Genomic DNA, 19,314 nt, shown 5'->3' on the forward strand with positions numbered 1-19,314 from the left:
CCCGCACTCCCGCTAACGGACCGAGAAGCCGTACACCGTCTCCGACCGGAACACCTCGCCCGGTCGCAGTACCGTGCTCGGGAAGTCCGGCCGGTTCGGGGAGTCGGGGAAGTGCTGGGTCTCCAGCGCGATGCCGTCGCCCGGGGCGAAGGGCTCGGTCAGGTGCTCGGCGGTGTACAGCTGGAGCCCGGGCTCGGTGGTCGACACCGTCAGCGCCCGCCCGGTCGACGGGTCGTACAGCTCGGCGACCTCCTCCGCGGCGCCCGTCACCCCCTTGTCCAGCACGAAGTTGTGGTCGTACCCGGCGCCGGCCTTCCGCGCCTGACGGAAGTCGAAGCGGGTGCCCGCGACCTCGTCCAGGGAGCCGGTCGGGATCAGGCCCGCGTCGACCGGGGTGTACCGGGAGGCGGCGAGCCGCAGTTCATGGCCGCTCGCGTTGCCCGACCCCGCCCCGGCGAGGTTGAAGTAACTGTGGTTGGTCAGGTTCACCACGGTCGGCGCGTCCGTCACCGCCTCGTACGCGATCCGCAGCGCCCCGTCCGACGACAGGGTGTAGGTCGCCGAGACCTCCAGCCGCCCCGGGAAGCCCTCCTCGCCATGCGGGCTGACCCGGCTCAGGCGCACACCGTGCTCGACCGGCGTCATCTCCCACCCCCGCTTGTCGAAACCGCGTTCGCCGCCGTGCAGGGAGTTGGGCGGGTCGTTGGGGTCGAGCGCGTACGTCAGGCCGTCCAGCGGGAAGCGGCCGTGCGCGATCCGGTTGGCGTACCGGCCGATCAGGGCGCCCAGGTAGGGCCCCGGGTGGGACAGATAACCGTCCAGGTCGGCGAACCCCAGCACGACGCTCGCCGCGTGCCCCTCCCGGTCCGGCACCTCCAGCGACTGCACGATCCCGCCGTACGACAGCACCCGTACCCGCAGGCCCGCGCGCTCCAGCGTCCAGCGGTGGACCGCTGTGCCGTCGGAAAGTGTGCCGAAGTGTTCGCTCATGAGCGGAACACTAGTTCGTGACCGTCCGGTAGGCGATCTCGGCAAGCCGTGCCTGACCGTTCACACTCGGATGGAACCAGTCCCACTGGCTCAGCTGCTTGCCGCCGAAGCGGAACTCGTACACCGCGCCGTCGTCGAACCGGCACCGGCGGTCCTTCGCGCAGACCTGCTCCAGCACGTCGTTGTACGCCTCGACCCGCTCCTGCACCGTCGCGCGCCGCTGATTCGCCGCCGCGGTGAGGGAGTCGGCGTCGCCCAGCATCGACGGGCAGATGCCGAGCTTCCACACCTGCTTGCCCATCGGGCTCGTACGGCCCTGCTCCCACAGGCGCAGCAGATTCGGCACGCTCGCGACATAGACCTGAGCCTTCGGCAGCGCCTCGCGCAGTGTGCCCATCGCGTCCTCGAACTGCGTCCGGAAGTCGGCCACCGACGTCATCGCGTCGGTGGTGTCCCGGCAGGCGTCGTTCGCCCCCGCCATCACCGCCACCAACTCCGGCCTGCGCGTCACCGCCTGTGCCATCTGCCCGGCCACGTCGGCCATCCGCGCCCCGGTCACCGCGTAGTTCCAGCTCCGCTCCGCCGCCTTCGCCCTGCCCAGCAGCCGTACGGCGAGACTGTCGACGCGGGGGCTGCTGCCGGTGGCCCAGGAGACCTCGGGGCAGTCCGACAGGACCGAACAGGCGTCGAAACCGGTCGTGATGGAGTCGCCCACGGCCGCGATCGAGGCGGGGCTGCGGTCCCAGGTCGGCGTCGGCTTCGGCCGGGCGCTCGGCGCGTCGCTGCCGGACGGCTCCGGCGAGTTGCCGCCGACGGCGTCACAACCGGCCACGCCCAGGACGGCCGCGGTCACGGCGGCGAGGACAGCGCGCGAGAGGTGCCGTCGCTTGCGCATACCCCGGTCCATCCCCTCACTCGGCCCTGTCATGGTTCACAACCAATAACAACGCACGAGGGTTCCCGCCCGTCTCATGCAACGGCTCACACCCGTACAAGCGTCCTGCCGGGTGAATGGCGGGCGTTTCCCGGCACCTGGACCGACGGTACGTCACACTCCTTGCGCCGCCGCACGGTAGCCTCGCCATCAACGTGGCTGCCCGGCCACTATCGTCCGCCAGTTCGCAAGATGTCCGCTCTGCCCGGAGGTCCCGGTGACGACACGTGGAGTTCTGTACGTGCACTCCGCGCCGCGCGCGCTGTGCCCGCATGTCGAGTGGGCCGTCGCCGGGGTGCTCGGCACGCGCGTCAACCTCGACTGGATCCGGCAGCCGGCCGCGCCCGGCACCTGGCGCTCGGAGTTCTCCTGGCAGGCCGAGGCGGGCACCGCCTCCAAGCTGGCCTCCGCCCTGCGCGGCTGGCACCTCCTGCGCTTCGAGGTCACGGCCGAGCCCTGCCCCACCGCCGAGGGCGAGCGCTACAGCTGCACCCCCGACCTGGGCATCTTCCACGCGGTCACCGGTATTCACGGCGACATCCTCATCCCGGAGGACCGCCTGCGCGCCGCTCTGGCCCGTTCCCAGCACGGCGAGACCGACCTGGAGGCAGAGATCGCCAAGCTGCTCGGGAAGCCGTGGGACGACGAGTTGGAGCCGTTCCGGTACGCGGGTGAGGGAGCGCCGGTGCGCTGGTTGCACCAGGTGGTCTGACACCTGGACACGTGAAGGGGCCCCACCTCGAGAGGTGGGGCCCCTTCACGTACGTACGGGCGCTGCTCAGACCGTCCTGAACGCCAGCACCACGTTGTGGCCGCCGAAGCCGAACGAGTCGTTCAGCGCGGCGATCCGGCCCTCGACGGGCAGCTTGCGCGCCTCACCGCGGACGACGTCGGCGTTCGCCTCGGCCTCCGGGTCGAGGTTCTCGACGTTGATGGTCGGCGGAGCGACCCGGTGGTACAGCGCGAGCACCGTCGCCACCGTCTCGACGCCACCGGCGCCACCGAGCAGATGCCCGGTCATCGACTTCGTCGCGGACACCGCCATGTGGTCGGCGTCGTCGCCGAACACCTTCCGCAGCGCCTTGAGCTCGGCGATGTCACCGGCCGGCGTCGACGTGGCGTGCGCGTTGACGTGCACGATCTCCGTCGGGTCCAGGTCGTTGCGGTCCAGTAGGTTCTGCAGCGCGTGCGAGATGCCGCGGCCCTCGGGCTCGGGCTGCACGATGTCGTGGGCGTCGGCGGAGATGCCCTGCCCGACCGCCTCGGCGTACACGCGGGCACCGCGCTTGGCCGCGTGCTCGGCGGACTCCAGGACGATCACGCCGGCGCCCTCACCGAGGACGAAGCCGTCGCGGGCGACGTCGTAGGGACGCGACGCACCCTGCGGGTTCTCGTTGTTCTTGGACATCGCCATCATGTTGCCGAACGCGGCGATCGGCAGCGGGTGGATCGCCGCCTCCGTGCCACCCGCGACGACGATGTCGGCACGGCCGGAGCGGATCATCTCGATGGCGTAGCCGATGGCCTCGGCGCCCGACGCACAGGCGGAGACCGGCGTGTGCACACCCGCGCGGGCGCCCACGAGCAGACCCACATTTGCGGACGGGCTGTTCGGCATCAGCATGGGGACGGTGTGCGGGGAGACGCGGCGGACGCCCTTCTCCTTGAGCACGTCGTACTGGTCGAGCAGGGTCGTCACGCCGCCGATGCCGGAGGCGATGACCGCGCCGAGGCGGTCCGGGTCGACAGTGCTGTCCTCCCCGGCCTTCGCCTCGAAGCCGGCGTCCTTCCAGGCCTCCTGCGCGGCGATCAGCGCGAACTGCGCCGAGCGGTCCAGCCGGCGGGCCTGCGGCCGCGGGATGACCTCGGTCGGCTCCACCGCGACCGGCGCGGCGATACGGACCGCCTGGTCGGCGGCCCAGTCCTGCTCCAGGGGCTTGACACCGGAACGTCCGGCGATCAGGCCCTCCCAGGTAGAGGCTGCGTCGCCACCCAGCGGTGTGGTTGCGCCGATACCGGTGACGACCACGGTGCGATTGGTCGAGCTCACGGGAATTCTTTCTCCAACGGATACGAGGATTCAGCGGCGCCACCGCCGGGTGGCGGGGCAGTCAGCCCTGGGGCCTGATCAGTGATCAGCCCTGGTGCTTGAGGATGTAGTCGGTCGCGTCGCCCACGGTCTTGAGGTTCTTGACGTCCTCGTCCGGGATCTTCACGTCGAAGCGCTCTTCGGCGGCGACGACGACCTCGACCATGGACAGCGAGTCGACGTCCAGGTCGTCGGTGAAGGACTTGTCCAGCTGGACGTCCTCAACCGGGATGCCGGCGATCTCGTTCACGATGTCGGCGAGACCGGCGACGATCTCTTCCTGAGTGGCGGCCATCTTGGCGCTCCTTCGTTGTTGTTCAGGTTCTTCAGAGGGTTTGGCGCGCCCGCCGCAGCAGCGGCAGGTGGTGCGTTGTCCCGTACCGGTTCGCATGATCCGGCACGGAGTGCCTAGGGGAGAGTAACGACCGTGGCGGCGTAAACGAGACCCGCCCCGAATCCGATGACTAGTGCGGTGTCGCCGCTCTTCGCCTCACCGGTCGCCAGGAGCCGCTCCATCGCGAGCGGAATCGAGGCGGCCGAGGTGTTGCCGGTGGTGCGCACGTCGCGGGCGACCGTGACGTGCTCCGGCAGCTTCAGTGTCTTCACCATCGAGTCGATGATCCGCTCGTTGGCCTGGTGCGGAATGAAGACGTCCAGGTCGTCCGAGGTGATTCCGGCCGCGTCCAGCGCCTGCTGGGCCACCTTCGCCATCTCGAACACGGCCCAGCGGAACACCGCCTGGCCTTCCTGCGTGATCGCGGGGAACTTGACGTTGCCCTCGCTGTCCAGCGGAAGCTTGGAGACATCGCCGACCCGGAACTGGTCCCACGGCACCGTCTGCTTGATCGTCTCGGACTTGTCGCCCTCCGAGCCCCACACGGTCGGGCCGATGTGCGGCTCCTGGGCGGGACCGACCACGACCGCGCCGGCGCCGTCGCCGAACAGGAAGGCCGTCGCGCGGTCCTCCAGGTCGGTGAGGTCGCTCAGCCGCTCCACGCCGATGACGAGGACGTACTCGGCGGAACCCTCGACGATCATGCCCTTGGCGAGGGTCAGGCCGTAGCCGAAGCCCGCGCAGCCGGCCGAGATGTCGAAGGCGGCCGCCTTGTTCGTGCCGAGCTTGTCGGCGATCTCGGTGGCGACGGCCGGGGTCTGCCGGAAGTTCGACACGGTCGAGACGATGACGCCGCCGATCTGCTCGGCGGTGATCCCGGCGTCGGCGATCGCCTTGCCGGACGCCTCGATCGACATCGCGGCGACGGTCTCCTCGTCGTTCGCCCAGTGCCGCGTCTCGATGCCGGAACGCGAACGGATCCACTCGTCGGACGAGTCGATCTTCTCCAGGATCACCTCGTTGGGCACGACCCGGGTCGGACGGTACCCGCCGACGCCGAGGATGCGCGCATAAGGGGCGCCCTTGCTGGGCTTCAGCTTCGCCATGCTCGGGGCTCCTTGTCAGGCGTGCTCTGCGATGAGCTCGCGAGCAGCGTCCAGGTCGTCGGGGGTCTTGAGGGCCAGGGTCTGCACACCCGGCAGCGCGCGCTTGGCCAGACCGGTCAGCGTGCCGCCCGGGCACACCTCGATCAGGGCCGTGACGCCGAGCTCCTTGAAGGTCTCCATGCACAGGTCCCAGCGGACCGGGTTGGCGACCTGCCCGACGAGACGCTCCAGCACCTCGGCGCCGGAGGCGACCGCCTTGCCGTCCTTGTTGGACACGTAGGTGAGCCGCGGGTCGCCGGGCACGAGCTCCTTGGCGGCCGCGGCCAGCTTCTCCACGGCGGGGCCCATGTGGTGCGTGTGGAAGGCACCGGCCACCTTCAGCGGCACGACCTTGCGCACGCCCTCGGGCTTGTCCTCGTTGAGCGCGGCGAGCTGCTCCATGGTGCCGGCGGCCACGATCTGGCCGGCGCCGTTGATGTTCGCGGGGGTCAGGCCCAGCTTCTCCAGGTGGGCGACGCTGACCTCGGGGTCGCCGCCGAGCAGCGCCGACATGCCGGTCTCGGTGATCGCGGCGGCCTCGGCCATGGCCAGGCCACGGGCGCGGACGAGCCGGACGGTCTCCTCGTCGGGGAGCACCCCGGCGAGGGCGGCGGCGGTCAGCTCGCCGACGCTGTGCCCGGCGATCGCACCGACCTTCCGGGGCAGCTCGGCGGGGTCGTCGAAGAGCATGTACGCGGAGGCGAGCCCGGCCGCCACCAGCAACGGCTGGGCGACCGCGGTGTCGCGGATCTCCTCCGCGTCGCCCTCGGTGCCGTAGCGGACGAGGTCGAGCTGCACGGCGTCGGACCATGCCTCGAGGGCACCGCGGACACCGGGGAGTTCGAGCCAGGGGGTCAGGAAGCCGGGCGTCTGGGCGCCCTGGCCGGGAGCGACGAGTACGAGCACTCTCACACTCTCTCTTGGGGACGGGCACGGCCGCCCGTGAGGACAAGGACGAAGAACACGAGGGGGTTTTGTGGGCCCCCGACAAAAGCCTAGAGCTGGAGATCGCCGTCGACCAGACGCCCCAGGATCAGCGCGATCCGCAAAGTGAACGCGGAGCGTACATCGGACGGCGACCAGCCGGTGACGTCAGTCACACGTCGAAGCCGGTAGCGCACGGTGTTGGGATGCACGAACAGCATCCGCGCGGCGCCCTCCAGACTGCTCGCCTGCTCGAGATAGACGGCGAGCGTCTCCAGAAGGGCCGACCCGGCCTCCTCCAGTGGTCTGTAGATCTCCTCCACCAACTGCTCGCGCGCACTGGGATCGCCCGCGATGGCACGCTCCGGAAGCAGATCGTCCGCCAGTACCGGCCGCGGGGCGTCCTGCCAGGCCGTACACGCCTTCAGCCCGGCCGCAGCGGCCTGCGCGGACCGCGTGGCGGCCAGCAGATCGGGTACGACGGGCCCCGCGACCACGGGACCTGCGGCATACGGCCCGATCAGCGACTTGGCGACCGCCAGCGGGCTGTCACTGCCGCCCGCGATCACCACCAGCCGGTCCCCGAGCACCCCGGTCAGCACCTGGAGCTTGGCGTGTCGGGCGGCCCGCCGGATGGCCTCGACCGTCAGCTCGCTGTCCCCGTCGGGTGCCGTCCCGAGCACCACGCACACATGCTCGGGCGAGTTCCAGCCGAGCGCGGCGGCCCGGGACACGGCACCCTCGTCGGCCTCGCCGCTGAGCACGGCGTTCACGACGAGCGACTCCAGGCGCGCGTCCCAGGCACCGCGTGCCTCGGCGGCCTGGGCGTAGACCTGGGCGGTGGCGAAGGCGATCTCACGCGCGTAGACGAGCAGCGCCTCCCGCAGCACGCTCTCGTCGCCGGGAGCGGCGACCTCGTCGATGGCCGACTCCATGACCTCGATGGTCGTGCGCACCATCTCGACGGTCTGGCGCAGGGTGATCGCGCGGGTCAGCTCGCGCGGGGCGGTCCCGAAGACGTCGGTGGAGATCGCCTGGGGCGCGTCGGGATGCCGGAACCACTCGGTGAAGGCGGCGATACCGGCCTGGGCGACGAGGCCGATCCAGGAACGGTTCTCCGGGGGCATGGCCCGGTACCACGGCAGCGTCTCGTCCATCCGCGCGATGGCCTGCGCGGCGAGCGAACCGGCGGACTTCTCGAGCCGCTTCAGGGTCGCGGCGTGCTGGTGGACGTCGTGCGCGGCGGGTGAGGACTTACGGGCTACGGGTTCGGGCACGGGGACAAGACTGCCTTATCCGGACGCGAGTGCGTGCCAGAGGGGTGGTGGGTGAGATGCCCGGTGAGTCCCGGTCGAGCCGGCGTGGGGGTCTACGGTGGTGCCCGTGATGGACGTACGGCGCGCCGCGGAGCGCTATCCGGGAGGGGATCCGGCAGCGGGCATCGAGTCACGCCACGCCTTCTCCTTCGGCCCGCACTACGACCCCGACAACCTCCGCTTCGGCGCGCTGATCGCCTGCAACGAGGAGCGGCTCGCCCCCGGCGCCGGGTTCGACGAGCACCCCCACAGCCACACCGAGATCGTCACGTGGGTCGTCGAGGGCGAACTGACCCACCGCGACTCCACGGGCCACGAGACCCGGGTCCGCCGCGGGGACGTCCAGCGGCTCAGCTCGGCGTGCGGCGTACGGCACGTGGAACGCAACGACGGTGACATGCCCCTCACCTTCATCCAGACCTGGCTGGCCCCGCTGACGCCCGGCGGCGACCCGGCGTACGAGATCGTCCACGGCATCGCGGACCCGACGCCGTACGCCGTCCCGGAGGCGGGCGCGATGCTCCATGTGCGGCGGCTGGGGGCGGGGGAGCGGACGGCGGTGCCGGACGGGGCGTTCCTGTACGTGCATGTCGTGCGCGGCGACGTGCGCCTGGACGGCGAGGAGCTGGGTGCCGGCGACGCGGTGCGCATCACGGACGCCGAGGACGTGGAGGCGGTCGCCGTGAGTGCGGCGGAGCTGCTGGTCTGGGAGATGGCCCCAATGGCCCAGTAGGGGTGGAGCTCGAGATGCCGGAGTGATCCCTGGGGCTTCAAATGAGGGGGTCGGACACTCGCTCGGCAGAGAAGAGCCGGGGGCCATGACCCAAGGCAGACCAGCAGGGGAACAGGACAGGACCCGAACCGGGGGCCTGCGACGGCTCGGTGAGTGGTGCGCCCATCACTTCGTGATCGTGATCGTCGCCTGGGTCGTGGCGCTCGGCGTGCTCCAGGCCCTCAACCACATCCACGGCGGGGAGTACTCGGACAACTTCGCCCTGTCCGACGTGCAGTCCGAGGAGGGCCTGGACGTCCTCAAGGAGCACGACCCACAGGCCGGCGGCTACAGCAGCCAGATCGTCATGCACGACGCCGACAAGCCCCTGACCTCGGTCAGCTCGCAGATGTCGACCACCGTCGCCGACCTCCAGAAGCTGCCGAACGTGCTGTCCGTGCAGAACCCGCTCCAGGCCACCTCCACGAAGGTCGGGCCGCTGTCCTCGGACGGGCAGACCGGCTACATCACCATCCGCTTCAACGAGCAGCCCTCCCTCCTCGGCGACAGCTACCTCAACGGCGTCGACAGCGCCGTGGAGCCGCTCAGACAGGCCGGCGTCGACGTCGAGTACGGCGGATCGCTCGGCGAGCTGGCCCGGCCCCCGGCCAACGACCGGGTGAGCGAGCTGATCGGCTTCGGGGTGGCCATCGTCGTCCTGCTGATCGGCTTCGGCAGTGTGATCGCCGCCGGACTGCCGCTGGTCACGGCACTGATCGGGGTGGTCGGCGGCCTGGCCTGTCTCGGGCTGCTCGCGATCGCGTTCACCTTCGCCACGGTGTCGCCCACCCTGGCCACGATGATCGGCCTCGGCGTCGGCATCGACTACGCCCTCTTCCTGCTCACCCGGCACCGGCAGGGCCTCATGGACGGCGCCGATCCGGTGCGCGCCGCCGGCCATGCCGCCGCCACCTCCGGACGTGCGGTGCTGGTCTCCGGCACCACGGTGATCGTCGCCCTGATGGGCCTGTGGGTGTCCGGCGTGAGCTTCATCGGCCTGCTCGGCGTCGCCGCGGCCGTCACGGTCGTCTCCGCCGTCCTGGGCGCGCTGACCCTGGTCCCGGCCCTGCTGGGGCTGATCGGCCGCAACATCGACCGCTGGCACGTGCGCAAGCCAATCGCGGAGACCGACCCCGAGGGCGACATGTCCCAGGGCACCTGGCACCGCTATGCCAAGCGCGTCGAGCACCGTCCGTGGCGGTACCTGTCCGCCGGGGTCGTCACCGTCGCGGTGCTGGCCATCCCGCTCTTCTCGATCCAGCTCGGCCACATCGGCGACGGCGCCGACCCCACGTCCTTCACCGACCGGCGGGCGTTCGACCTGATGACCGACGCGTTCGGCGCGGGCTCCAACGGGCCCCTCACCATCGTCGTCGACCAGACCTCCGTACCGGACTCGCAACGCTCGGACCTGGCCTCGAAGACCCAGCAGGCCCTCAACGACGAGTCCGGGACCTCCTTCGTCGGGCCGCTGACACCGACGCAGGACGGGGACGTCCTGGTCGGCACGGTCTACTCGTCGGTGTCCCCGCAGAACAAGGACACCACCAACCTGACGAACCGGCTCTACGACGACACCCTCCCCGACGCGCTGTCCGGCACCGACGCCAAGGGTTACGTCACCGGGACGACGGCCGCGCAGGTCGACTTCCGTGACATCGTCGCGCAGCGGCTGCCGGTGATCATCGCCGTCGTGGTCGGCCTCGCCTTCCTGATCGTCCTGGCGGTCTTCCGCGGCCTGCTCGTCGCCGTGAAGGCGGCCGTCCTCAACGTCCTGTCGATCGCGGCCTCGTACGGCGTCGTCGTCGCCGTCTTCCAGTGGGGCTGGGGCGGGCCCGCGCTGGGGGTCCACGGCAAGGTGCCCATCGAGAGCTATGTGCCGATGATGATGTTCGCGATCATCTTCGGGCTCAGCATGGACTACGAGATCTTTCTGCTGTCCCGGGTGCACGAGGCCTGGCTGCACACCGGGAACGCGAAGGACTCGGTCGCCCACGCGCTGGAGATCACCGCGCGCGTGATCACCTGCGCGGCGCTGATCATGGTGAGCGTGTTCGCGGCCTTCATCATCAGCGACAACATCGTGGTCAAGATGCTGGGGCTGGGGCTGGCCGTCAGTGTGCTGATCGACGCCACGGTGGTCCGGCTGCTCATGGTGCCCGCCGTGATGACACTGCTGGGCAAACACGCCTGGTGGACGCCCCGCTGGCTGGACAGGATCCTGCCGCACATCGACACCGAGGGCGCGGGCGAGCAACTCGGTGCCCTGCCGGAGCCCGGGTCACCCCGGGACAGGTGACCGCGCTCTACCGTCCGACCTCGGCGAGCACCGCGTCCGTGAACGCCGGCCACACCTCGACCGCCCAGGGCCCGAACGCCCGGTCCGTGAGCGCCACGCAGGCCGCCCCGGCGTCCGGGTCGATCCACAGGAACGTGCCCGACTGCCCGAAGTGCCCGAAGGTGCGCGGCGAGGACGCCGAGCCCGTCCAGTGCGGCGACTTGCCGTCCCGGATCTCGAAGCCGAGCCCCCAGTCGTTGGGGTTCTGGTGCCCGTACCCCGGCAGCACACCCTTCGTTCCCGGGTACTGCACGGTCATCGCGGCGGCGACGGTGCGCGGGTCCAGCAGCCGCGGCGCCTGCACCTCCGCCGCGAACCGCAGCAGATCCTCGACCGTCGACACCCCGTCCTTCGCCGGGGACCCCTCCAGCGACGTACCCGTCATGCCCAGCGGCTCCAGCACCGCCTGCCGCAGATACTCCGCGAACGGGATGTCCGTCGCCTTGGCCACATGGTCCCCGAGCTGCTCGAACCCGGCGTTCGAGTACAGCCGCCGCTCCCCGGGCGGGGCCGTCACCCGGTGCTCGTCGAAAGCCAGCCCCGAGGTGTGAGCGAGCAGATGCCGCACCGTCGAGCCCTGCGGCCCGGCAGGCTCGTCGAGTTCGACGGCGCCCTCCTCGTACGCGACGAGGACCGCGTAGGCGGCCAGCGGCTTGGTGACCGAGGCCAGCGGGAAGCGGTGCGCGACGGGACCGTGCGTACCCAGGACCGTGCCGTCCGCCCGTACGACACCCGCCGCGGCGGAGGGAACGGGCCAGTTCTCGATCAGGGCGAGGCTGCTCAGCGACATACCCGTGAGCCTAGGCCGCTCACAGATACAGCCGCATCGAGGGGTCCGTGTCCCGGGTGAAGCCGAGCGCCGCGTACATCGGCTCGGCGTCGGGGGACGCGGTGAGCATGACGTGACTGGCACCCCGCTCGCGGCACCAGACCAGTAGTTCCTCCATGCACGCGCGTGCGTACCCGCGGCGCCGGGCGTCCGGGTCGGTGGCGACGCTGAAGACGTACCCGATCATCCCGTGCGGATGGCCGGCCCGCCCGATCCGGTACTCCAACGTCCCCGCCACCAGCGCGGCGAGCGTCCCCGGCCGCTCGGGGTGATCGACGACGAACGCCGCGAAGTCGCTCCGGGGCTCGGCGAGCCTGGCCCGCAGTGTCGGCAGCGACTCCCGGTGCCACTCCGTCGAACCGGCCCCCTGGGCCAGCGAGTCGATCATCACCTGACGCAGCCGCAGCACTTCGGCGGCGTCCTCGGGCAGGGCACGGCGTACGAGACTCATGCCCCGCACGCTAACCACGGCGATCACGCCATGTCCCGCGGTTTTCTTACCGTTTCCGCTTGCTTGGAGCGCACTCCAAGGCCATAGCGTGGAACGCATGACGGTGATGGAGACCACGAGTACCAGGACCGACAGCTGTGCCGCCCCGCCACATCCGCACCGGCGGCCGGCGGGCCAGGACAGTTACACGATCAGCGAGGTCGTCGCCTTCACCGGCCTGACGGCCCACACCCTGCGCTGGTACGAGCGGATCGGCCTCATGCCGCACATCGACCGCTCGCACACCGGCCAGCGCCGCTACAGCAACCGCGACCTCGACTGGCTCGACCTCGTCGGCAAGCTGCGGCTGACCGGCATGCCGGTCGCCGACATGGTCCGGTACGCCGAGCTGGTGCGCGAGGGCGACCACACGTTCGGCGAGCGCTTCGAGCTGTTGGAGACCACCCGCCGCGACGTCCTCGCCCGGATCGCCGAGCTCCAGGACACGCTGGCCGTACTCGACCGGAAGATCAGCTTCTACGCGGACGCGGGCCGTCTGTACGAGCAGGACAAGTACCAGCAGGAGAAGACGGAGAAGGCCGGATGACGGACAGCAGGATCGCGACCGCACGACTCGGCGAGCACGGCCCCGAGGTCGGGGTCCAGGGCCTCGGGTGCATGGGAATGAACTTCGGGTACGGCCCCTCCGACGCGGACGAGTCCAGGGCGACCCTGGAGCGCGCCCTGGAGCTGGGCGTCACGCTGTTCGACACCGCGGACGCGTACGGCGCGGGCGAGAACGAGACGTTCCTCTCCCCGTTCTTCCGGGCGCATCGCGACGAGGTCGTCGTCGCCACCAAGTTCGGCCTGGCGATCCACCCGGACGACCCGACGAAGCGGATCATCCGCAACGACACGCCCTACATCCGCCAGTGCGTCGAGGCGAGCCTGAAGCGCCTCGACGTCGAGGCGATCGACCTCTACTACATGCACCGCCGCGACGTGAACGTCCCTTTGGAGGAGACCGTCGCCGTCATGGCGGAGCTGGTCCGCGAGGGCAAGGTCAAGCACCTGGGCCTGAGCGAGGTGACGGCGGCCGAACTGCGGGACGCCCATGCCATCCACCCGATCGCGGCCGTGCAGTCGGAGTGGTCCCTGTTCAGCCGGGACATCGAGACTCACGTGGTCCCGGCGGCCCGCGACCTGGGCGTGACCCTGGTCCCGTACTCCCCGCTGGGCCGCGGCTTCCTCACCGGCTCCTTCGCCAAGGCCGAGGACCTGACGGCCGGTGACTTCCGCCGCCAACAGCCCCGCTACACCGGCGAGAACGCGGCGGCCAACGCCGCCCTCCTGGACCCGATCCGCACGGTCGCCGAGGCCCACGGAGCCACCCTCGGCCAGATCGCGCTGGCCTGGGTGCAGCAGCGAGCCTCCGTCCACGGCCTGCCGATCGTCCCGATCCCGGGCACCCGCAGGCCGGCCAGGGTGGAGGAGAACGCGGCGGCGACGAGGATCGTGCTGGGCGAGGAGGAGCTGGCCCTGCTGGAGCCGATCGCGGCGAAGGTCACCGGCAACCGCTACGCGGACATGTCCTTCACGTCCGCGGGCAGGGAGTAGGAGCGAGTCTTCGTAGGCGCCGGCGGCTGCAGCCCACCCAGGGGCGCGGGGAACTGCGCGACCAGCCACACACAACCCGCAGCCGACAACGAACCCCCTTCGGCAGACGGGTAGTCCTACAACTCCGCCAACAACTCCGCCTTCTTGGACGAGAACTCCTCATCCGTCACCAGCCCGGCCTGATGCAACTCCCCGAGGTGACGGATCCGCTCGGCGATGTCGGCGGGATCCCGGCGCGGCACAGCCGCAGCCGGGACAGCCGCACCCCCCGCGGAGCGATCCCGCACCGCCGACAACACCGCCGCCGCGAACGGCAACGACTCATGCACCGGCCCGTACCCCAACCCGAACACCACAGCCGCCGGATCATGATCGACCGGCGCGGGCCGGTCGTCCACGGAGTCCCGTCGCAGCAACCGCAGGTGCCCCTCGAAGACCTCCGGCGACCGCCACTCGACCCCGCTCAACTCGGCGACGGCAAAGCTCTGGTCCCCCGCCTTCCACTTCGCCGACGAGGCCCCCGTCCAGAACCACCGGAAGCGCACGTTCTCACCGTCGAAGGACGCCTTCCCGTCGTACGCCTTGAACGACAGCGGCACATCCGGCGCGCCCACGAGGAACTCGTCCGCCGCGCCCGACACCTTCAGCTGCGCCCGCAACTCGTCGGCGTAGTACTCGGCCAGCGTCTCCCGCTCGGCAGGCAGCACCAGCCGATACGGATCGCCGCCTTCCTTGAGCTGCCCGGCCGCCGCCTCCATCAACGGATCGGCACCGGGCCGCAGTTCGACGCGCAGCACCACCGTCCCGCGCCTGCCCGGCGTCAGAGTCACCCCGGCGATCGCCTCCAGCGGCACCCGGCGTTCTCCAAGCGCCTGGAAGAGCTTGGGTGTTCGAATGCCGCGTTCGTAACGGATGAGCACGGAGTCGGACTCGAACTCCCAGGCGGCATGAAATCCGGCCAGTACGTCACCCATGCGGCTCATCGTATGCGGCACGTGCTCCTCCGTCGCCACCCCGCGCAGACCGCAATTCCTGTGCTTCTACGCGCGTCCGGCCGACGCCGTGTCGGACAAACCCACCCGACAGGCCTCGGCATCGTCCGCGCACTGTACGGAGTCATATGCGCCAACTCCGATCTCGGCGAAGTTCGCCACACTGTCCGTACCCGGCTCGAAGTAGCCGCCGTGCCCCTTCGCCTCGCGCGCCGACAGCACGCGCGCCCCGAACGCCGACGACACCGGGTCCTCGCCGTGCCCCAGCCCGCCCACCTCGAGATACGGCACGTCCTGGACCCAGTCGTCCGCGTCCCGCATCGCCCACACATGGGCGGACGTGCGCAGGTGGGATGCCTTCGCGACCCGCATGCCGGGGCTGCCGGCCACCGCTATGTCGGCCACCCGATTCGGCAGCTCGGGCGCGGCGAGGCCGCACAGCACCGAGCCGTAGCTGTGGCAGAAGAGGGAGACCGGCGAGCTGCCGGGCAGGCCGCGCACCAGTGCGTTCAGCCGTACGGCCCCGCTCTGCGCCCGCATCGCGGTCGCCGACTCGATGCCGAGTCCGCCGGGCGAGGTGTAGTCGGCCCAGGCGATCACGGCCGTACGCGTCCCCGGGCTGATCTCGCGCTCGGTCGCGTACAGGGACTGCGCCATGCCGGCCGGTGCGGAGTACTTGCGGCTGGGGTTGGTGCGCTGGAAGGTGAGCAGGTCGGTGTCGACGCCGGGGACGACGACCGAGACCCGCTCGGCCCGGTTCAGATCACCGAACACCTCCGCGACGCGTCCCGCCCCGTCCGGATCGAAGGCGAGGATGTGCCGGTCCGCCTCTATCATCGCCTCGAAGCGGTGCATACGGCTGCTCGCCTCGCGCTGACCGGCGGGCGTGAGCCGTTCGTCGTGCATGCGTTTGCGCTCGACCTTGCGGGCCTGGTCGAGCGCGACGCGGTTGGCGCTGTAGCGCAGCTCGACCGGCGCGCCGTTCATGTTGCCGACGGCGAGCGGATAGCGCTTGACGAGGCCGGCGCGCTGCACATCGGTGAGCGAGGCGAAGAACCGAGCGAGCTTCGTCGGGGAGGAGTCGGCGTCCGGCAGCGAGTGTCCGGCGATGCTGCCGTGCTCCCACGCGCTGATCGAGGCCTGCAGCGGCGCGGCGCTGCGGTGGTGGCGCAGGGCGGTCCAGCCGGTGGTCGCCAGCATCACGAACACCACGGCCAGTGCGAGCAGTGCGCGCCAGACGTTGAGTTGCGGGGTCGTGTCGAAGGAAGTCACTGGGAGGACACACTAGGAGAACGAGAGGGTCTCGCGTTAACCAAGTGATAGGTATCACGTTTCGATCAAGACGGCGTTAACCGGCCGATGACCTCAGCGTGTTCGCCAGCTCTCGCTGAGTGCAGGTCCGACCTGTTCGAGATGTGAGACGGTCAGTGCCCGCATGGCGTCCAGGCTGAAGTCCTCCCCGGAGCTCCATTGACGCTCCGTCAGCCGCATCACACCGCCGAACACGGCCACCGCCAGCCGCGGTCGCGGATCGGTGTCGAGGTCGACCCCCTCGCGCTCGGCGAGGATGCGCGCGATCGCCTCCTCGATCTCCACCGAACGGCGCAGATGCGCGGCGAGCAGGACGGGTGTCGACTCGATCACCTGGTACATCCGCAGATACAGCTCGACGGGTACGACGGCCTCGATCACCTCGTTGAGCGTGTCCCAGCCCTCCAGCACGGCCTGGCGCAGCGCCTCCATCGGGGCCTCGTGCGACGGGCGCTCGCGCACCGCCTCCAGGAAGTGCGCCACCGTCATGTCCTGAAGGGCGAGGGCGGCCTCCTCCTTGCCGGCGAAGTAGCGGAAGAACGTGCGCTGCGACACGTCGACGGCCGCCGCGATGTCGTCGACGGTGGTGTGCTCGTAACCCTGGGTGGTGAAGAGCTCCAGCGCGGTACGCAGCAGTGCTTCCCGGGTGCGCTGCTTCTTGCGTTCGCGCAGTGTTTCCATACGTGTCAGTAACCGACTTGTGAATTGGTTTGTCAATTGTCAGTGGCTGTCATTAGCCTCGAACGCATGACTAGTCAGACCACCATCAAAACGACGGGGCCGGGGGACCAGGCGCCAGTAGCCCCGTCGGATGCGACGCCGGCCAAGGGGCTGCGCGGCCACCCTTGGTTCACCCTCATCACCGTCGCGGTCGGGGTCATGATGGTGGCCCTGGACGGCACCATCGTGGCCATCGCCAACCCGGCCATCCAGAAGGACCTCGGTGCCACCTTCGCCCAGGTCCAGTGGATCACCAACGGTTACTTCCTCGCCCTCGCGGTCGCCCTGATCACCGCCGGCAAGCTCGGTGACCGGTTCGGGCACCGGCAGACCTTCCTGATCGGCGTGATCGGCTTCGCCGCCGCCTCCGGTGCGATCGGGCTGTCCAGCAGCATCGGGGCGGTCGTCACGTTCCGTGTCTTCCAGGGCCTGTTCGGCGCGCTGCTGATGCCGGCCGCGCTCGGCCTGCTGCGGGCGACGTTCCCGGCCGAGAAGCTGAACATGGCCATCGGCATCTGGGGCATGGTCATCGGTGCCTCCACCGCCGGCGGCCCGATCCTCGGCGGCGTCCTGGTCGAGCACGTCAACTGGCAGTCGGTGTTCTTCATCAACGTGCCGGTCGGCATCCTGGCCGTCGTACTGGGCGTCGTGATCCTCCTGGACCACCGTGCCGAGAAGGCGCCGCGCTCCTTCGACATCCTCGGCATAGCCCTGCTCTCGGCGGCCATGTTCTCCCTGGTCTGGGCCCTGATCAAGGCCCCGGAGTGGGGCTGGGGCGCCGGTCAGACGTGGCTGTTCATCGCCGGGTCGGTCGTGGGCTTCGCGCTCTTCGCGTTCTGGGAGACACGGGTCAAGGAGCCGCTGATCCCGCTGGCCCTGTTCCGCTCGGTCCCGCTCTCCGCGGGTGTCGTGCTGATGGTCCTGATGGCCATCGCGTTCATGGGCGGACTGTTCTTCGTGACGTTCTACCTGCAGAACGTCCATGGCATGAGCCCCATCGACGCCGGTCTCCACCTCCTTCCCCTCACGGGCATGATGATCGTCGGCTCGCCGCTCGCGGGCGCGATGATCACCAAGTTCGGGCCGCGTGTGCCGCTGGCCGGCGGCATGGCGCTCACCGCGATCGCCATGTACGGCATGTCCACGCTGGAGACGGACACCGGCAGCGGCATCATGTCGGTCTGGTTCGCCCTGCTCGGCCTCGGCCTCGCGCCGGTCATGGTCGGCGCCACGGAGGTCATCGTCGGCAACGCGCCCATGGAGCTGTCCGGTGTGGCCGGCGGTCTTCAGCAGGCCGCGATGCAGATCGGCGGCAGCCTCGGTACGGCCGTGCTGGGTGCCGTCATGGCCTCCAAGGTCGACAGCGACCTCGCCGGCAACTGGACCTCCGCGGGCCTGCCGCCGCTCACCGCGGCACAGGAGGCCCAGGCCTCGGAGGCGGTCCAGGTCGGCGTGGCGCCGCTGGCTCCCGGCACGCCGGACGCCATCGCCGCGAAGATCACGGACGTCGCGCACGACACGTTCATCTCGGGCATGAGCCTGGCGTCCCTGGTCGCGGCGGGCGTGGCGGTCGTCGCGGTCTTCGTGGCGTTCCTCACCAAGCGGGGCGAGAACGCGGAAGCGGGTGCGGGCGCGGCCCACATCTGACGGGATTCCGGCGGAGTTCGCCTATCAGGGTGACTCCGCCGAAGATCCCTCCCCTCCGGCAAGCGCGCAGGTCACAGTGGGTCAAGCCAGGGCCTGCGGCGCGCTGCCGGAGGGGGTCGGCGCGCCACAGGCCCGGACGCGCAGGCATGAGCCGCGCACCGTGGGTACTCGCCAAGTCGAACGCCGAATCAGGGAGTTGACGATGGCGGGCTTCTCGCACGGAACGCGCAGGCACCCCCGCTCACGTGGCCGGACGTGGTCACGGACCGGGCCGGATCGCGCGACTCTGGGGATCGTAGGAACCATCTGCGCGGTCGCCGGTTTCTTCGTACTGGGCCTCATCCTCGGCCCGGCAGCCATCATCTGCGGCTGGCTGGCCATGGGCCGCACCTGGTCAGGAGCCCGCCCTGTCCCCGCCCTGATCGCGGTGGTCCTGGGCGCCATCGACACCCTGCTGGCCATCCTGTGGCTGGCGGGGACGGCGACACCGGGCAACGGCTTCTTCTGACACAGCCGCGGGCGAAGGCGCCCGGGCCGACTGCGGCCAACCCCGCTGCGTCGGCCGGGCGCCGACGCGGCTGTACGTACGCGCGCCGACGTGGCCGGCCCCCATGCGGGGGATCGTGCCCCGGATGCGGCCGGAAAGCCGACCCCGCCCGCCCGCGGGCGACTGCGCCGAGGCGGCTGCGCCGAGCGTCCCGATGCGGCCACGAGTGTCGAATCCCACCTGGCCCCGGGCAACCGGCATGCCGGTGTGGCTGCGGCACCTGCCGCGGATAGGGCCGCGTCCCCTGCGTCGACGTAGTCGCGGGCGCCGTGTCCTCCTGGCTGCGGGCAACCGGCATGCCGGTGTGGCTGCGGCACCTGCCGCGGATAGGGCCGCGTCCCCTGCGTCGACGTAGTCGCGGGCGCCGTGTCCTCCTGGC

At 70.4% G+C, this 19,314-nt stretch carries 19 protein-coding genes; 7 read left to right on the forward strand and 12 right to left on the reverse strand.

The features are described 5' to 3' along the window. Positions 1 to 12: 12 nt before the first annotated feature. Together ACWGDB_RS11015 and ACWGDB_RS11020 are read right to left on the reverse strand one after the other, a co-directional pair. Positions 13 to 990, reverse strand: coding sequence for an aldose epimerase family protein (locus ACWGDB_RS11015; RefSeq protein ID WP_453822146.1), 978 nt, complete (start codon positions 988 to 990; stop codon positions 13 to 15). Between the two features lie 10 nt (positions 991 to 1,000). Next, positions 1,001 to 1,885, reverse strand: coding sequence for an SGNH/GDSL hydrolase family protein (locus tag ACWGDB_RS11020; RefSeq protein WP_453822147.1), 885 nt, complete (start codon positions 1,883 to 1,885; stop codon positions 1,001 to 1,003). Positions 1,886 to 2,141: 256 nt separating this feature from the next. Between ACWGDB_RS11020 and ACWGDB_RS11025 the strand changes: the two genes are divergently transcribed. Continuing rightward, the gene (locus tag ACWGDB_RS11025) at positions 2,142 to 2,636 is read left to right on the forward strand and encodes a DUF3145 domain-containing protein (RefSeq protein WP_453822148.1); all 495 of its coding nucleotides are present in this window, start codon (positions 2,142 to 2,144) and stop codon (positions 2,634 to 2,636) included. A gap of 66 nt (positions 2,637 to 2,702) precedes the next feature. Here ACWGDB_RS11025 and fabF read toward each other — a convergent pair whose 3' ends face one another. From fabF to ACWGDB_RS11050, 5 genes are all read right to left on the reverse strand, one after another. Continuing rightward, positions 2,703 to 3,974 (reverse strand): beta-ketoacyl-ACP synthase II, encoded by a 1,272-nt coding sequence (gene fabF, locus ACWGDB_RS11030; protein WP_453822149.1) that lies wholly within the window; start codon positions 3,972 to 3,974, stop codon positions 2,703 to 2,705. 85 nt (positions 3,975 to 4,059) lie between these two features. Beyond that, positions 4,060 to 4,308 carry an acyl carrier protein gene (locus ACWGDB_RS11035; protein WP_004001566.1) on the reverse strand — a complete coding sequence of 83 codons (249 nt, stop codon included), beginning with the start codon at positions 4,306 to 4,308 and terminating at the stop codon, positions 4,060 to 4,062. Positions 4,309 to 4,421: 113 nt separating this feature from the next. Next, positions 4,422 to 5,453, reverse strand: a complete 1,032-nt coding sequence (locus tag ACWGDB_RS11040; protein WP_389443471.1) for a ketoacyl-ACP synthase III — start codon at positions 5,451 to 5,453, stop codon at positions 4,422 to 4,424. A 15-nt stretch (positions 5,454 to 5,468) separates the two neighbouring features. Beyond that, on the reverse strand, positions 5,469 to 6,398 hold the full coding sequence (locus ACWGDB_RS11045; RefSeq protein ID WP_453822150.1) for an ACP S-malonyltransferase: 930 nt from the start codon (positions 6,396 to 6,398) through the stop codon (positions 5,469 to 5,471). 89 nt (positions 6,399 to 6,487) lie between these two features. Beyond that, positions 6,488 to 7,693, reverse strand: coding sequence for a PucR family transcriptional regulator (locus tag ACWGDB_RS11050; RefSeq protein WP_453822151.1), 1,206 nt, complete (start codon positions 7,691 to 7,693; stop codon positions 6,488 to 6,490). A gap of 109 nt (positions 7,694 to 7,802) precedes the next feature. On the opposite strand from ACWGDB_RS11050, the gene ACWGDB_RS11055 reads away from it, so the two are divergent. Together ACWGDB_RS11055 and ACWGDB_RS11060 are read left to right on the forward strand one after the other, a co-directional pair. Next, positions 7,803 to 8,465, forward strand: a complete 663-nt coding sequence (locus ACWGDB_RS11055; RefSeq protein WP_453822188.1) for a pirin family protein — start codon at positions 7,803 to 7,805, stop codon at positions 8,463 to 8,465. Positions 8,466 to 8,550: 85 nt separating this feature from the next. Then, entirely contained in the window at positions 8,551 to 10,803 is a 2,253-nt protein-coding gene (locus ACWGDB_RS11060; RefSeq protein ID WP_453822152.1) for an MMPL family transporter, read from the forward strand. Positions 10,804 to 10,810: 7 nt separating this feature from the next. Here ACWGDB_RS11060 and ACWGDB_RS11065 read toward each other — a convergent pair whose 3' ends face one another. Both ACWGDB_RS11065 and ACWGDB_RS11070 read right to left on the reverse strand, forming a co-directional pair. Then, entirely contained in the window at positions 10,811 to 11,632 is an 822-nt protein-coding gene (locus ACWGDB_RS11065; protein WP_453822153.1) for a serine hydrolase domain-containing protein, read from the reverse strand. 19 nt (positions 11,633 to 11,651) lie between these two features. Continuing rightward, positions 11,652 to 12,122, reverse strand: a complete 471-nt coding sequence (locus tag ACWGDB_RS11070) for a GNAT family N-acetyltransferase (RefSeq protein WP_453822154.1) — start codon at positions 12,120 to 12,122, stop codon at positions 11,652 to 11,654. A gap of 97 nt (positions 12,123 to 12,219) precedes the next feature. Here ACWGDB_RS11070 and ACWGDB_RS11075 point away from each other — a divergent pair, with 97 nt between their 5' ends. After that, positions 12,220 to 12,708, forward strand: coding sequence for a MerR family transcriptional regulator (locus tag ACWGDB_RS11075; protein WP_389443461.1), 489 nt, complete (start codon positions 12,220 to 12,222; stop codon positions 12,706 to 12,708). Continuing rightward, on the forward strand, positions 12,705 to 13,718 hold the full coding sequence (locus ACWGDB_RS11080; protein ID WP_453822155.1) for an aldo/keto reductase: 1,014 nt from the start codon (positions 12,705 to 12,707) through the stop codon (positions 13,716 to 13,718). Before ACWGDB_RS11075 ends, ACWGDB_RS11080 begins: the two co-directional genes overlap by 4 nt. A gap of 116 nt (positions 13,719 to 13,834) precedes the next feature. On the opposite strand, the gene ACWGDB_RS11085 is transcribed toward ACWGDB_RS11080, so the two are convergent. From ACWGDB_RS11085 to ACWGDB_RS11095, 3 genes are all read right to left on the reverse strand, one after another. Beyond that, entirely contained in the window at positions 13,835 to 14,701 is an 867-nt protein-coding gene (locus tag ACWGDB_RS11085) for a DUF4429 domain-containing protein (RefSeq protein WP_453822189.1), read from the reverse strand. 57 nt (positions 14,702 to 14,758) lie between these two features. Beyond that, entirely contained in the window at positions 14,759 to 15,982 is a 1,224-nt protein-coding gene (locus ACWGDB_RS11090) for an alpha/beta hydrolase (RefSeq protein WP_453822156.1), read from the reverse strand. 93 nt (positions 15,983 to 16,075) lie between these two features. Beyond that, complete coding sequence (locus ACWGDB_RS11095; protein ID WP_453822157.1) at positions 16,076 to 16,702, reverse strand: TetR family transcriptional regulator; 627 nt, start codon at positions 16,700 to 16,702, stop codon at positions 16,076 to 16,078. A 66-nt stretch (positions 16,703 to 16,768) separates the two neighbouring features. Between ACWGDB_RS11095 and ACWGDB_RS11100 the strand changes: the two genes are divergently transcribed. Together ACWGDB_RS11100 and ACWGDB_RS11105 are read left to right on the forward strand one after the other, a co-directional pair. Next, positions 16,769 to 18,388, forward strand: a complete 1,620-nt coding sequence (locus ACWGDB_RS11100) for a DHA2 family efflux MFS transporter permease subunit (protein ID WP_453822158.1) — start codon at positions 16,769 to 16,771, stop codon at positions 18,386 to 18,388. Between the two features lie 202 nt (positions 18,389 to 18,590). After that, a complete protein-coding gene (locus tag ACWGDB_RS11105) occupies positions 18,591 to 18,896 on the forward strand; it encodes a small hydrophobic protein (protein WP_328428040.1) in 306 nt (101 codons plus the stop codon). Positions 18,897 to 19,314: the final 418 nt, after the last annotated feature.

The organism is Streptomyces sp. NPDC055013 (assembly GCF_053608645.1).

Bases quoted from the DNA above. Each gene is read 5' to 3' on its own strand.
- ACWGDB_RS11015 (WP_453822146.1), bottom strand. From the start codon at position 990: ATGAGCGAACACTTCGGCACACTTTCCGACGGCACAGCGGTCCACCGC.
- ACWGDB_RS11105 (WP_328428040.1), top strand. From the start codon at position 18,591: ATGGCGGGCTTCTCGCACGGAACGCGCAGGCACCCCCGCTCACGTGGC.
- ACWGDB_RS11100 (WP_453822158.1), top strand. From the start codon at position 16,769: ATGACTAGTCAGACCACCATCAAAACGACGGGGCCGGGGGACCAGGCG.
- ACWGDB_RS11035 (WP_004001566.1), bottom strand. From the start codon at position 4,308: ATGGCCGCCACTCAGGAAGAGATCGTCGCCGGTCTCGCCGACATCGTG.
- ACWGDB_RS11080 (WP_453822155.1), top strand. From the start codon at position 12,705: ATGACGGACAGCAGGATCGCGACCGCACGACTCGGCGAGCACGGCCCC.
- ACWGDB_RS11075 (WP_389443461.1), top strand. From the start codon at position 12,220: ATGACGGTGATGGAGACCACGAGTACCAGGACCGACAGCTGTGCCGCC.
- ACWGDB_RS11040 (WP_389443471.1), bottom strand. From the start codon at position 5,453: ATGGCGAAGCTGAAGCCCAGCAAGGGCGCCCCTTATGCGCGCATCCTC.
- ACWGDB_RS11095 (WP_453822157.1), bottom strand. From the start codon at position 16,702: ATGGAAACACTGCGCGAACGCAAGAAGCAGCGCACCCGGGAAGCACTG.
- ACWGDB_RS11020 (WP_453822147.1), bottom strand. From the start codon at position 1,885: ATGCGCAAGCGACGGCACCTCTCGCGCGCTGTCCTCGCCGCCGTGACC.
- ACWGDB_RS11070 (WP_453822154.1), bottom strand. From the start codon at position 12,122: ATGAGTCTCGTACGCCGTGCCCTGCCCGAGGACGCCGCCGAAGTGCTG.
- ACWGDB_RS11085 (WP_453822189.1), bottom strand. From the start codon at position 14,701: ATGAGCCGCATGGGTGACGTACTGGCCGGATTTCATGCCGCCTGGGAG.
- ACWGDB_RS11060 (WP_453822152.1), top strand. From the start codon at position 8,551: ATGACCCAAGGCAGACCAGCAGGGGAACAGGACAGGACCCGAACCGGG.
- ACWGDB_RS11055 (WP_453822188.1), top strand. From the start codon at position 7,803: ATGGACGTACGGCGCGCCGCGGAGCGCTATCCGGGAGGGGATCCGGCA.
- ACWGDB_RS11065 (WP_453822153.1), bottom strand. From the start codon at position 11,632: ATGTCGCTGAGCAGCCTCGCCCTGATCGAGAACTGGCCCGTTCCCTCC.